Genomic DNA, 13,982 nt, shown 5'->3' on the forward strand with positions numbered 1-13,982 from the left:
GAAACAGGAAGTTCCGCCGGAGCTGTTTTCAGTTTCTTGCCGGAGCCAAATCTTCGTTTAGTCGCACTTTTTAGAAACAGGAAGCTCCGCCGAGCTGTTTTCAGTTTCCCAGAAGTGTCCCAAACCTCATTTGCTCCATGTCGTTTACCACGCAAAACATCTCCCATTCAGCCGCAGAGCGGCTCCCTGTTTCTAGCAAAAAATAACCTATTGGGGATTATGGCCCCAGGGGGGCCTCCTGTTTCTAGAAAATGATCAATATTGATTACAAAGTGGGCCCCAGCGGGGCCTCCTGATTATTTGTCGGGTTTCAGGAGGCTCCGCCGGAGCCCAATCTTCGTTTAGTCGCACTTTTTCTAGAAACAGGAAGCTCCGCCGGAGCTGCTTTAAGTTTCCCAATGGAGCCCAATATCTTCGTTTAGTCGCACTTTTTCTAGAAACACGAGGCACCGCCGGAGCTGTTTTCAGTTTCGAAGGAGCCAAATATCCTTGGTTAGTCACACTTTCCAGAAACAGGAAGCTCCGCCGGAGTTGTTTTCAGTTTCCCAGAAGTGTCCCAAACCTCATTTGCCCCATGTCGTTTACCATGCAAAACATCTTCATTCAGCCGCAGAGCGGCTCCCTGTTTCTAGAAAAAATAACCTAACTGGAAATTATGGCCCCAGCGGGGCCTCCTGATCACTTGTCGGGTTTCAGGAGGCTCCGCCGGAGCCTAATCTTCGGTTAGTCGCACTTTTTCTAGAAACAGGAAGCTCCGCCGGAGCTGTTTTCAGTTTCTCCGCCGGAGCCCAATCTTCGTTTAGTCGCACTTTTTCTGGTAACAGGAAGCTCCGCCGGAGCTGTTTTCAGTTTCTCCGCCGGAGCCCAATCTTCGTTTAGTCGCACTTTTTCTGGAAACAGGAAGCTCCGCCGGAGCTGCTTTAAGTTTCCCAATGGAGCCCAATATCTTTGGTTAGTCACACTTTCCAGAACAGGAAGCTCCGCCGGAGCTGTTTTCAGTTTCCCGAAGGAGCCAAATATCCTTGGTCAGTCGCACTTTCCAGAAACAGGAAGCTCTGAAGGAGCTATTTTTATCTGTTACCGAAATTTCGTTACCTCCAAAAAAACCAATTTGCATTACTCATTCGATCTCCCGATTATCGCATTCCTTTATAGTTGGAATATGAAAAAAATCGAAAGTACTGCCCTGTTATGGCGCGGGATCGGCGAAAGCCCCACGGAGTGCTCTAACTTGCATTAAGGACACCTTAGACAGGGCTTTCATCCATCCTTTAAAAAGTTAGTGCCAATGCAAACACAAATAAACTCCCCAGAGTCTGCGGACTCGACGTGCATGGCCTACGGTCAACAAGTGAAGGAATTGCTAAGCATGCCCGTGGAACTCAACGCGCGGGAATTGATTTTCAAAAGCTAACCCCCGCAGTAACCTGTATCGTGTTGGTTTTCAGTTTATCATAATAGAGGGCATCCTCGCGCTGTTCCTTCATTTCGTACGTGCCGAAACCCTGCTGCAATCGCACGGAGATGGGGATGGTTATCTTCCAGATGTCAATTTCTACTCCGGCTGCTGCGGTAAGTACAATGGGGTCATTGTTGGTGATGGGGTCGAGGTCGGTGGTAATGTCTCCGCCGCTGCACCCTGCCACACCGCAACCATAGCCGGCATTTCGGATCGTCAATGCTTTCCGTATCCTGAGCGTGGGGCCGACTTCGGCAAATGGCCGGCTCCAGCCAGAGCTAAATGTGTACCTGGCGAGCAATGGAAAATGAAATGCTTCCCATTTCCAGGTCCTTTCCCGATATAATTGCGTATTGGCACCTTCGGAAGTAAATAGCCGGAAGCTATTGTAGCTCGGCTGGAAATGCAGTGAGAAGCCCTGCGGCTGCTTTGATAATGCGTAACGAATATCGAGCCCGGCTGTAATGCCCGAGATATCGTCGAGCTTTGTGTTCGTAAAAATTTTTCCAAAAAGCTGCGGCCCGCCATAGATACCCGCCCCAAACTTTCTGAATGCGTGTGTTTGCTGCGCGTTGACGCTGCTGGTAATGAGGAGAGATGAGAGAAGTAAAATGTGAAATGGTTTCATAAGTTGTAGGAACGAGTTTTGGTTTTATCCGGACAAAATGCGTTGAGAAAAAGTTGGAAGGTTTGCCGAAAATCTTGTTGTTATTCTCAATTTATAATAAAAAATAGAGTATATAAGTAACTTATAATACATCTGAGTCTTTTATTTACTCACAACAAACATTTCTGTCATGCAAAGATTTTCTATTCTCTTCATGCTTGCCGTCTTGCCCGTTATGCTTCATGCTCAGGGTAAATCTTATGTTGTAAATGGCAAATTGGGGCCATCCCGTGCGAAAATGGTGTTCTTGTATCTTCCCAATCCTACGACCGGGGCTGTCAAATTGGATTCCGTTCCGCTTTCTTCGGATGGTACGTATACCTTCAAAGGTTCTGTAGAAGTCCCATTCAAGGCCGTTTCTTATACCACCCCCGATTACAACCGGATCGAACTTTACATTGAGCCAGGCTATATTGAAGTGATAAGTAAGGATTCGCTGATCAACGCAGTAGTAACCGGTGGGCCTGTAAATAAAGATTTCAATGAACTCAGGCCACTTATAAAACCGGTGGAAGCAAAAGGCATGGCCATTAACAAAGAGGCGCGTGCCGCGATGGCCGCTTCGCCGGAAAAGGAGAAGGATAAAGCGTTTCGGGAAGAATGGGGAAAAAAAATAAATGCGGTTGGAGCGGAGTTGAAAACGGTTTACAGAAAATTTATCAAAGAAAAGCCCGATAACCTGATCACAATCGATGCACTGCAATTTATTGTGGGTTCAAACCCTGAGTTGGCCGAGGTAAGTAACATGTTTAATGGATTAGGAGAAAAAGCCCGTAACAGTGAAATGGGCAAAGCATATGCGAAGGAACTGGCTGCTCTCAAAAGTGTCGGCATCGGTGCCATGGCTCCGGATTTCACCCAGCCCGATACGGACGGTAAACCGGTTTCACTGAAAGATTACCGGGGGAAATATGTGCTCGTGGATTTCTGGGCCAGCTGGTGCGGACCATGCAGGGCAGAAAATCCGAACTTGCTAAAAGCCTACAATCAGTACAAGGACCGCAATTTTACCGTTCTAGGCGTGTCCGTCGACAAGCTCTCCGCGAAGAATGCCTGGTTGAAAGCCATTGAAAAAGATGGGCTGACGTGGACGCAGGTTTCGGAGCTGAAAGGCTGGCAAACAAATGTTTGTAAACTATATAATGTAGATTCCGTCCCGAAAAATTTCCTGATCGGCCCGGACGGAAAAATCATCGCATTGAACCTGAGAGGCGAGGGGTTGAATAGTAAACTGGCTGAGATTTTTGGGGGGCGCGGTACCTTCTGAAATGCCCTTTTTTCCTGCTAAGATTTGGGTCATTTGAGTATAGTTTGATATGTCAACTCAGGTTAAAGATGTTGTAGTAATGATCGAATTGAGCAGGTTCAGGTCTTTGATTGCCGCGCCCATGGTGTTATTAAAATACGCATAAACGGTTTTACCTTCATCGATCCAATCCTGAATGTGTTCCGCGTACTCGTATAGAAAATCGTTCTCATACTGACCTTTGTAATCTCCATTCGGCCCGTGAAAACGCAAATATTTAAAATTCGGACCGGACTCCAGAAAGCCCGGGGCGGAACCAGGTTTGTCGTGGGTAACGATCTGATAACCAAAATGATCGATTAACTCAAAAATATCGTCCTCGTACCAGGAACTGTGCCGGAATTCCAAAGCCACTTTCCATTGGTTTTCAGGATTGGCATCTGAAATAGATACCAGCAATTTTTCCAGTTGCGGGCGCATAATGACCTTTAACGACGGCGGAAACTGAACGAGCAGACAGCCTTTTTTGTCTCCCGCATGATCGATCACCTGCATAAACCGGGCTACACTTTCCGGGTCGAAAAGCAGGCCTTTGTTGTGGGTAATATCCCTCCACAACTTGAATGTAAATTTGAAGTTTTCCGGAACCTGCGATGCCCAGTTCCTTACTGTCGACGCGAGCGGGACTTTATAAAATGAACTGTTAATCTCAATGCTGTTGAATAAAGAAGCATAGTACGTCAGCCGACTTTTATCCTGAAATTCCGGGGGATAAAATTGCTTGTTCGGTACCGGTAAAACCAGTCCGCTCGTACCGGCATAAAATCGGGTAGTGTGGTTTTCAGACATGGATATAGGTCAAATGTTGGTTTTTCCCATATCAGCTAAAAATCATTCCAAGCCTATTCGCTCCGCAAACTCTTCACCGGATCCAGCAATGCAGCCCGGATAGCCTGGTAACTTACCGTCAAAAGCGATACGGCAATTGCCATTACCCCGGCAAGCGCAAAAACCCACCATTGCATCCTGATCCGGTATGAGAAATCGTTCAGCCAGAGGTTCATGGCGTACCATGCAACAGGTATGGCGATAATAATGGCGATGCCGACGAGGATGATGAATTCGCGTGAAAGCAATGCGGTAATGCTCAGCACCGATGCCCCGAGCACTTTTCGCACCCCGATTTCTTTCACCCGGTTTTCGGCCATGTAGGCGGCCAGACCAAACAGTCCCAGACAGGAAATGAAGATCGTGAGTCCAGCAAACAAACCGGTGAGCGTCGCAATGCGCTGCGTATCTTCAAATTTCATCGCATAGTCCGCGTCCACGAAATGATATTCAAATGGGTAGTCGGGATTATATTGTTTGAAAATGGATTCTACGCTTTTCAGTTGCTCCGCTGCCGGTTTTGTGGCACTGAGTTTCATATGGATTACATTGAAATAGCTCTGCGCGCCCTCGATCACCATCGGCCGGGAATGATCATATGGTGAGCCGATTACAAAATCTTTAATCACACCGATCACATGATACTGCCTGCCATTGTCTGTCACAAGCTGTCCGACCGGATCTTTAAAACCCATTGCTTTGGCAGCCGATTCGTTGAGGATCATGGCCGCTGAATCGGACGGAAACTGGGTAAGGTCCATATCGCGACCCTGTAAAAGATGCAATCCGGCCGTTTTGATCAGGTGCTCATCCTCGCTGAAACGCTGGAAATCGATCTTGTCTTCCTGATTCTTTCCTTTCCATTCAATTCCCCACGTATCGCTGGAAACGGAGCTCAGCGGGGAGGCCGTTTTGGTGACGGAGGTTGCTATGCCCGCATTCAGTAGCTCACTTTTGATCTGCCGGTAGTTTTTCGAAAGATCCCCTGTGAGCCAGTTATATACGACTTGTCCGCGGTCATATCCCGCGTCGCGTTTTTGCGCATAGCGGATCTGCTGCACCACAATGAGCGTGGAAATGATGAGGATGATCGCGAAACTAAACTGCACGACAACCAGTACCTTCCTCGGACTTACCGCCGCATTGGTTCTCTTAAATGTCCCTTTCAAAATGGCGATCGGCTTGAAGGATGACAAGAAAAATGCGGGATAACTTCCGGCAATGATGCCTGTAAAAACGATGAAAATCAGAATCCCGATCCAAAAGAAACCATTGGAGTAGGGCAGTTCCAGGTTTTTGTTGATCAATGAATTAAAACCTGGAAGACTGGCCATGACCGCAATGAATGCGATGATACCCGCAATGAATGCGATCATCACCGACTCGCCGATAAACTGTGCGACAAGTAAGCCTTTGTTTGCACCGGCCGTTTTGCGGATGCCCACTTCCTTCGCACGTTTTTCGCTGCGTGCCGTACTCAGGTTCATGAAGTTAATGCAGGCAATGAACAGGATGAATGCCGCGATGATGCCAAAAAGCCGGACGATCGCAATCCTTCCGCCAACCACTTTTCCATTTTCGAAATTAGAATAGAGATGCCATTTGCTGATCGGGTGAAGAAAGATTTCCTGCTCCTCGGTTTTATTGGAATGCCTGATCGTGATATCTTCGATTTTTTTGGCAAACCGTTCCGGATTTGTGCCCGGTTTTAGCTGGATATACGTGTTCACCGAATTATTGCCCCACATGTCATCGTCCTGCCCGGTTTTTTTCATGTATTCCCAGGGCAAAAGATATTCGAATGTGAATGATGTATTCGTCGGCAAATCCTTCATGACACCGGTGATCGTAAAATTATCCTTGTCGATCGTGATTGCCTTATTCAACACATCTTCGGTGCCAAACATTTTTATAGCCATCTTCTGGGTTACCACCATCGAGTTAATGGAATTCAGCGCGGTCTTTGGGTCACCTTGCAGTAATGGGAAATCAAACATTTGCAGAAAATCCGCGTCCGTGGTCATCGCCTCGCTGGATATTTTTTTGTCACCGATACGGGTTACATACCAGCGTGAGTAGTTGCGGGAAGTAGCCGTTATTTCGGGGTATTCTTCTTTCAGAGTGGGGCCAAGTATCTTAGGCGTATTGTCCCAGCATTGTAGCTTACCATCAAACTCGCCCCGGTTCCACGCCATGTACAGCTGTGATTCATTTTTATGAAACCGGTCAAAACTTACTTCATTATACATCCAGAGCAAAATGAGCAGCGCACTCGCCATCCCGACAGAAAGCCCGAGAATGTTGATTGCCGAGAAACTCTTGTTCCGGAGAAGATTACGGAGTGCGATCTTAATGTAGTTCGTGAGCATAAGTCTGGGGCTATGAGATTAGGATTTTGAGTCAAATAACTTGCCACAAACGGTACTCATTCATAACCAGTAACTTATGACTTTATGAGAGTTGAAAGCCGTTCGTTTACGGACAGTCGGCGTTCAACGGGGGACAATGCATTCACATATTCTCCAATCCAGCAGTTCCGCCACAACTTATCCGGCCGCGGAAGTTGCCGTATATGCATTTATGTTAGCTGGATTGATGAAAAAAGGATTTGCAAGATAAAATTATTTGCTCTTTATTTGTCTATCGGTTTAGTAGAGTAATCTTATTTCCACCAATAAGATTTTTAAGACTAGTTATCTGCTTCATTCAAAAGTGTATAATTATAAAAGAAATTAGAGGTGGAAAACGTCAGACATTTACCGGATCAGGATCTTCTCACTGCTTTCCAAAAAGGCTCCCAGAGTGCTTTTGAAGAAATTCATGATCGCTATTTCAACCGGTTGTATTTGCATGCGCTTAAAATGCTGAGGGATGAAGAAGCATCGCAGGACACCACATCAACTCATTCGCTACTTTCTGGAAGAAGCTGCGATCGATAACATCTCTGAACGAAATGACGAGGAAACGCTTTTCGGATTATTTGAAGCAGAAGTAAACAACCTGCCGCCTCAAATGAAAGAAGTTGTTGAGCTCCGTCTCCACGAGGAATTGTCTTACTATGCGATTGCTACGAAACTTTCGATTTCCGACAAGACCGTCAAAAAGCAAATCAAAAATGCAATTAAGGTGCTGAAAATGAGGATTATGCATTGGAGGTCGAATCTGGCAGTCGTGTCTGTTTTATTTTTTACCTGAAAGTGTATAAACAAAAAGGGGATTTGAGTAAAGCCGGAGAATATGCCGAAAAGCTAAAAAACGCGACCGTAAATGGTGATAAAAGCTTGTATCCGTTGTAAACGGATCGACTATCAGGGCTCCCACAGCTCAATTTTGTTGCCTTCTGCGTCCATAATGTGTACAAACTTTCCGTAATCGTAAGTTTCAATGTCGTCCAGGATGGTTACTCCGTTTTCTTTGAGTTTGTTTACCAGTCCCTCCATGTTCTGAACCCGGTAATTGATCATAAATTCCTTTTTTGAAGGCGCGAAATATTCATCACCTTTTTTGAAGGGACTCCATTGAAGTGAGTCGATCTGGTCCGGTTTGTCAAGGTTTCTGGATTCGAAACTCACCGAGCCCCATTCGCTGATTTCGAGCCCCAGATTTTTGGCATACCAATCCTTTGTGTCTTTTGGATTGTCTGAAAAAAAGAAAATGCCGCCGATCCCAGTCACTTTTGGTGTTTCATTTGTTTCGTCTTTCATGTCGTTTTTTGTATAGATCATTTAAACTGATTCATTCCTGTAAATTCTGAAAGTTCACGCAAAAAAATGTCCGTCAGCACCAAATAAAAAATTTTAAAAATATTAGTCTATAACATTGGTAGATTAAATAAATTATCTAAATTTGTTCCTCAGCCACCACCATCGTACCGATTGCTTCTTACCTGCGGGTAATGGGCAGCGCATATCTCACTTAACCAAATCGTGTTATGAAAAAGGATTACAATCGCTTTATCTGGCTGGCTGGAATTTATCTGTTTTCAGCATTTACATTTAATGACAGCGCGTACGAAGAACAGATCCAGCAATGGCACCAGAAAAGGGTCGAAAGCCTGAAAGCCGAATCGGGCTGGCTTAATCTGGCGGGCTTGTTTTGGCTGGAAGAAGGTAGCAATACGTTCGGGGGAGATGAAAAAAACGACATTTTGTTTCCAAAAGAAGGGAGTAATCCTTTTCTGGGGGAAATCGTGCTGGACAAAGGCAGGATTACCCTGAAAGCCAATCCGGATGCGGAGATCTACAATGGCGAGACACGGGTAGATCAGCTGGATATTTTCCCGGATGAAAAACCAGTGACCTTGAAACACAAGCAATTACGTTGGTTTGTCATTAAAAGGGGTGAAAAGTATGCCGTTCGTTTGCGGGATTTGGAAAGTCAGTATCTGAAAGAATTTTCGGGCATTGAACGATATCCGGTACAAGAGAACTGGCGGGTAAAAGCCAGATTTGAACCTACGGAAGGCAAAAAAGTTTCCATTACGGACATCACAGGCCGCACTGCCGACCAGGATTCACCGGGTACGCTGGTATTCTCGGTGAAAGGAAAAGAATACCGCCTGGACGCGGTGGGATCTACCAAAAACCTGTTTATCATTTTCGCCGACCAGACCAACAAAAAAGAAACCTATGGAGCCGGCCGCTTTCTGTATTCGGCTGTGGAAGAGGATGGTACCGCCTGGCTGGATTTCAACAAATCCATCAATCCACCCTGCGCATTTTCTCCCTACGCAACTTGTCCGCTTCCGCCGAAGCAAAATAAGCTGGCACTGGTTGTTTCCGCCGGTGAAAAGCGTTACGGCGAGCATTAATTAGGTTCAGCTCTCCCGAACCCTTCACCTTCTTTCTTTTATTCCCTGATCCGGAGACGCTATCGTCTCCGGGGATGGGATTGCATGTCCCAAATCAGACTTATTACTACTCATTTAACTCCATAAAGAATGAAACAATACTACTTATGGCTTTCGCGTATATTAATATACGTTAATGAAGCGCCTATCTTGTCCATGCTGGTCACCGCGGCCTTCATTATTTTATCAAATGCATATTCTCCGGCTTTCGGCGGAATTTTGGAACCGCTGGATAAGGTCATTACGGGGACGGTCCGGGATAAGGAATCGGGGCAGGGTTTGCCGGGAGTTTCTATCATTGTGAAAGGAACTTCTAACGGTACCATTTCGGATCAGAATGGAAAATACCAGCTTTCCGTACCTGAAAAAGCAACTCTTGTTATTTCTTTCATCGGGTACGAATCGGTTGAAAAACCGGTTGAAAACCAATCTGAAATCTCGATCGGGTTGAATTCTGACACCAGGCAGCTCAACGAACTGGTAGTCGTCGGATATGGTACCCAAACGAAAGCCGAATTCACGGGTTCCGCCGTGAGGTTAAAAGGAGAAACCATAAAAGACCAGCCGGTACAAAGCTTTGACCAGGCTTTGTCGGGACGTGCGGCCGGGGTTAGCATTGCGCAGCCGAACGGTGTTTTAAATAATCCTCCGGTCATCCGTATCCGTGGCGTCAATTCCATCTCACTGAGCTCGTATCCGTTGGTGGTCGTGGATGGCATTCCCATTAACACAGGTAATGTGTCGACGAGTACGGCGGTTCCCAACAATCCGCTGGGCGACATAAACCCTGCTGATATTGAGTCGATTGATGTTTTGAAAGATGCTGCATCCACCTCCATTTATGGCTCGCGTGCAGCTGCCGGTGTGTTACTGATTACGACCAAACGCGGGAAAACCGGAAAGCCGAGGATCAGTTTCGAATCCTGGGCGGCGGCGTCGGAAGTGGTGCGGTTACCCAAGCTTTTAAATGCCGAACAATACATCGCCATCAAAAACGAAGCTGTTTTAAATGCGAAAATTTTGGGAGGCAATGAAAATAATGACAAGGTACCGGCTGCCTTATTTTTCCCCAATGAAAATGAGGATGGCTCCAACATCGACACCCGCTGGTACGATCACATTTACCGGACCGGCGTATCGCAAAACCATAATTTAAGCGTGTCCGGCGGCACGCAGGCCACGACTTACTATTTTTCCGCCAATTATTCCAAGCAAAAAGGTTTTTTGAAAGCCAATGAATTTAACCGTAAATCGGTACGTTTCAACATCGATCAGGAGGTCAGCCAATGGCTGAAAGTAAACGGCAGCGTTTCTTATAATACAAGCGAGAATTTATCTCCGTATGCCGGATCGCTCCCGGGCTCCAATTTCTTTCTCGTAGGAGTAGCCCGGCTTGCGACTGCATTGCCGCCCAATGTGCCCGCCTATAATCCCGACGGTACGTACAACATCAGCAAAACCAATCCCAATACGATCGGAATGGGGAACAACCAGGTGGTGAGCAACTGGGGAAACCCGGTAGCGCTACTGGATTTGAACAGCTATTCATCCGCCAATGACCGGATCATCGGAAGCTTTGGCGCTACCGCAAAAATCCTTAAAAACCTCGAATTCAGAACCACATATGCGATCGACCGGCTGCGGACTGAAACCAAAACGTTCGACAGCGCGATCCAGGGAAATGGATTTTCCAGCAGAGGAAATGCAGTGAACGTTTCGGCATTGCGCGACAATTGGAACTGGACAAACACGCTGACATTCAATCAGACTTTTGGGGCAAAACATTCCGTATCCGTACTCGCGGGCTATGATATCCAGAAATTCAACAATTCGGCCTGGGGTGCTTCCAGATCGCAAAGTTCCGACCCGTTTTTCCAAAATTACCAGGGAAACTGGGGCTCGATCGCGGCGTCCGGAAATGAGCTTGACGAGCGTGCGTATCTGTCGTATTTCTCACGTGTCAGTTATGATCTGGCCAAGAAATATTTTGTGACGATCAACTTCCGCCGGGATGGAAATTCCGCATTGGGGGCGGATAAAAAGTACGGGAATTTTGGCGGCGTTTCTGCCGGCTGGTCTGTTTCGGATGAGGAATTTTATAAAAACTCAAAACTGTCGGATGTACTCAGCGCGGTAAAACTGCGCGCCAGCTGGGGGAAAGTCGGGAATGGAAACCTGACAAATGCATTCAGCTCATTGGAATTGTATACCGGTTCACTGTATGGCAATGCACCAACCTGGGCACTTTCGCAGGCCGGAAATTCGGAATTGGGCTGGGAAACGAGCGAGCAGACGAACATTGGCGCGGACCTGGGTTTGTTCAACGATCGCATTCAGCTGGATTTTACGTGGTTTAATAACAATGTAAATGGGTTGATCCTCAGTGCGCCACAGGCAGTTTCCAAAGGAATTCCGGGTAATTCGATTTTAGGTAACGTCGGCTCGATGTACAATCGCGGGGTCGAGCTGGGTATCAATGCAACGCTGATCCGGTCGGATGATTTTTCCTGGAATGCTTCATTGAATTTCACAAAACTGCAAAACAAAGTCACTGCGCTGGCCGATGGGAATACGGACATTGTGGGTACCACGCACGTATCGTATGAAACCACCAATGTGACGCGTGTGGGACATTCGGTGGGTAGTTTATATGGGGCCAAAACGGCAGGTGTAAATCCGGAAAACGGACGCCGGATCTTCATTAATGGGAAAGGAGAACAAGTGCAGTTTAGCCAGGTAGTAGCGCCGGGACAAAGCAGCTGGACGTATCTCGACGGTTCCAGGGCAGCGGCCATTACCGGCGCAGATTACTATCTGATCGGCAATGCATTACCGAAATGGTACGGAGGTTTTTCCAACAATTTCAAATATGGAAACTTAGACCTGGGCATTAACTTTTCTTTTTCGGGTGGTAACCAGGTCATGAATGGAACGAGGGCTACGCTTTTGGATCAAAGAGCTTATAATAACTCCGACGAAATCCTGAAACGCTGGCAAAAACCAGGTGACATCACCGACATTCCCAGATTGGTTTACAATGATCAATTGTCCAGCGGCTCGTCGTTTCCGGTATCAACCAATGCAGAGAAAGCTGATTTTTTAAGACTTCAGAATCTGTCGCTGGGTTACCGCATTCCGGCTTCCGTTTTTGGGAATTCAGGCATTGGGCCGATCAGGATTTATGCGCAGGGTTCCAACCTGTGGCTGCTGACTTCCTACTCCGGTACCGATCCTGAATCTTCGGTAAACGGGAATTCAAACACCACGCCGGGCATCGAGAAAAACTCGGTAGGACAAGCCCGCACCTTTACATTGGGTGTTAACCTCAGTTTTTAATTTAATCCGACATCTGATATGAAGATCTTTAGAACAACGAACAACCCTACCCGCATTTCGCTCCTGTTCACACTTGCACTCACGTTCAACGCCTGCGACCAGAAGGAGCTTTTGAACCCCAATCCGGAAACCTCCATTACGGGCGAAAATGCATTTCAAACTCCCGAGCGAATCCTGGGGCTTGTGAATGGGATTTACAAATCGGCCAAAGGCGGCAATTTTTACGGGGGCAATTATTACACGTATTCGGAGGCCCGGGGCGAGGAATTCATCAACCGGACCAGCAATACATTTACCGCATTCGAGGCCTGGAACCAGACACTTAATGCAAGTTCAAACTTTATAGCAGGTTTATGGGCATCGGGTTATGAGACGATCAATAATGCCAATATTCTGATCAAAGGCGTGACAGATCATCCCGGCATTGTGACCGAAGCACTTGGAAAACAATACATTGCGGAAGCGAAATTCTTGCGGGCTTTGAGTTATTACAGTCTCGTTACATCTTATGCCAGACCGTTTAACGAAGATCAGGGTGCTTCCAAAGGTTTGCCGCTCCGGTTGCAGGCCGAAACCACGACCGCAAATAACGGGTTGGCCCGCAGTACTGTTGCCGAAGTGTATGCGCAGATCATCAAAGACCTCGACGAGGCCGAAGCCGGCCTGCCGTTGAATCACAGTTCCTCGTTGCTGAATACCACCCGGGCGCACCGAAATACCGCCATTGCATTGAAAACCAGGATTTATCTCAATAGTGGGAAATACGACAAGGTGATTGAAGAAGCAAAAAAGATCGTTTCTGCGCAGCCGCCATTCAGCGCGGAAACCGGCGTGAAACACAAGCTGGAAAACATCGTGGAAATTTTCACGACAAATTATACGAGCAGCGAATCCATTTTATCCGTGCCCATGACCGAGCTGGACAACGTCACCGGGCAGACTTCTTTCCCGTATGTTTTCAATGCCAATTCCGAGTACAACCTCAATCCGACGGGAATCTGGGGAGATACGGAATGGCGGGCGGCGGATTTGAGAAGAACTTTCTCGAGAACAGCCTCGGGAGTTCAGTTTTTGACCAAATACAATAAACCGTCCCCATTCCTGGATTACCTGCCCATTATCCGATACTCGGAAGTGCTGCTCAACTACGCAGAAGCCGCTGCCCGAAAAGGCGACCTGCCTACCGCGGTAAAGCTGGTGAGCGCAGTGAGATACCGCTCGGATGCGGGCTACGTTTTTCCGAATGCTGCTGTGGGGACCCAGGCTGCTTTGGTGAATACAATTTTGAACGAAAGACGCATTGAGCTGCTGGGAGAAGGATTTCGTTCCAATGACATCGTCCGGAATCTGCGGATTTTTCCGGCCAAATCAGGCAATGGGTTGATCGCACCGGCCGTTGAACCTGCGCAGGCCAACTACATTTTCCCGCTGCCGAATACGGAGATCATTACTAATAAATTGTTGCTGGACTAGATCACTGCCGTCAAGTAGATTCCCAATCAGTAAGTCTTAATGCTGAAAAATTGTAATTCCTTTG

Annotated in this window: 9 protein-coding genes; 5 read left to right on the forward strand and 4 right to left on the reverse strand. The window is 47.0% G+C overall.

The window, feature by feature from the left end:
• Positions 1 to 1,403: 1,403 nt before the first annotated feature.
• Positions 1,404 to 2,087, reverse strand: a complete 684-nt coding sequence (locus tag LZG72_RS25260) for an outer membrane beta-barrel protein (protein ID WP_233877926.1) — start codon at positions 2,085 to 2,087, stop codon at positions 1,404 to 1,406.
• A gap of 169 nt (positions 2,088 to 2,256) precedes the next feature.
• Here LZG72_RS25260 and LZG72_RS25265 point away from each other — a divergent pair, with 169 nt between their 5' ends.
• A complete protein-coding gene (locus LZG72_RS25265; RefSeq protein ID WP_233877927.1) occupies positions 2,257 to 3,393 on the forward strand; it encodes a TlpA disulfide reductase family protein in 1,137 nt (378 codons plus the stop codon).
• A gap of 57 nt (positions 3,394 to 3,450) precedes the next feature.
• Here LZG72_RS25265 and LZG72_RS25270 read toward each other — a convergent pair whose 3' ends face one another.
• Both LZG72_RS25270 and LZG72_RS25275 read right to left on the reverse strand, forming a co-directional pair.
• Positions 3,451 to 4,221, reverse strand: a complete 771-nt coding sequence (locus LZG72_RS25270; RefSeq protein ID WP_233877928.1) for a DUF72 domain-containing protein — start codon at positions 4,219 to 4,221, stop codon at positions 3,451 to 3,453.
• 53 nt (positions 4,222 to 4,274) lie between these two features.
• Positions 4,275 to 6,629, reverse strand: a complete 2,355-nt coding sequence (locus tag LZG72_RS25275; protein WP_233877929.1) for an ABC transporter permease — start codon at positions 6,627 to 6,629, stop codon at positions 4,275 to 4,277.
• Positions 6,630 to 7,131: 502 nt separating this feature from the next.
• On the opposite strand from LZG72_RS25275, the gene LZG72_RS25280 reads away from it, so the two are divergent.
• Positions 7,132 to 7,455, forward strand: coding sequence for a sigma factor-like helix-turn-helix DNA-binding protein (locus LZG72_RS25280; protein ID WP_233877930.1), 324 nt, complete (start codon positions 7,132 to 7,134; stop codon positions 7,453 to 7,455).
• A 113-nt stretch (positions 7,456 to 7,568) separates the two neighbouring features.
• On the opposite strand, the gene LZG72_RS25285 is transcribed toward LZG72_RS25280, so the two are convergent.
• Positions 7,569 to 7,964 carry a VOC family protein gene (locus LZG72_RS25285; protein ID WP_233877931.1) on the reverse strand — a complete coding sequence of 132 codons (396 nt, stop codon included), beginning with the start codon at positions 7,962 to 7,964 and terminating at the stop codon, positions 7,569 to 7,571.
• 227 nt (positions 7,965 to 8,191) lie between these two features.
• On the opposite strand from LZG72_RS25285, the gene LZG72_RS25290 reads away from it, so the two are divergent.
• The 3 genes from LZG72_RS25290 to LZG72_RS25300 all read left to right on the forward strand — a co-directional run bounded on the left by LZG72_RS25290 (position 8,192) and on the right by LZG72_RS25300 (position 13,918).
• Positions 8,192 to 9,070, forward strand: a complete 879-nt coding sequence (locus tag LZG72_RS25290; RefSeq protein WP_233877932.1) for a DUF1684 domain-containing protein — start codon at positions 8,192 to 8,194, stop codon at positions 9,068 to 9,070.
• A gap of 129 nt (positions 9,071 to 9,199) precedes the next feature.
• Complete coding sequence (locus LZG72_RS25295; protein WP_233877933.1) at positions 9,200 to 12,445, forward strand: TonB-dependent receptor; 3,246 nt, start codon at positions 9,200 to 9,202, stop codon at positions 12,443 to 12,445.
• An 18-nt stretch (positions 12,446 to 12,463) separates the two neighbouring features.
• Positions 12,464 to 13,918, forward strand: coding sequence for a RagB/SusD family nutrient uptake outer membrane protein (locus LZG72_RS25300; protein ID WP_233877934.1), 1,455 nt, complete (start codon positions 12,464 to 12,466; stop codon positions 13,916 to 13,918).
• Positions 13,919 to 13,982: the final 64 nt, after the last annotated feature.

Source organism: Dyadobacter sp. CY323 (genome assembly GCF_021390245.1).
GTDB lineage: Bacteria > Bacteroidota > Bacteroidia > Cytophagales > Spirosomataceae > Dyadobacter.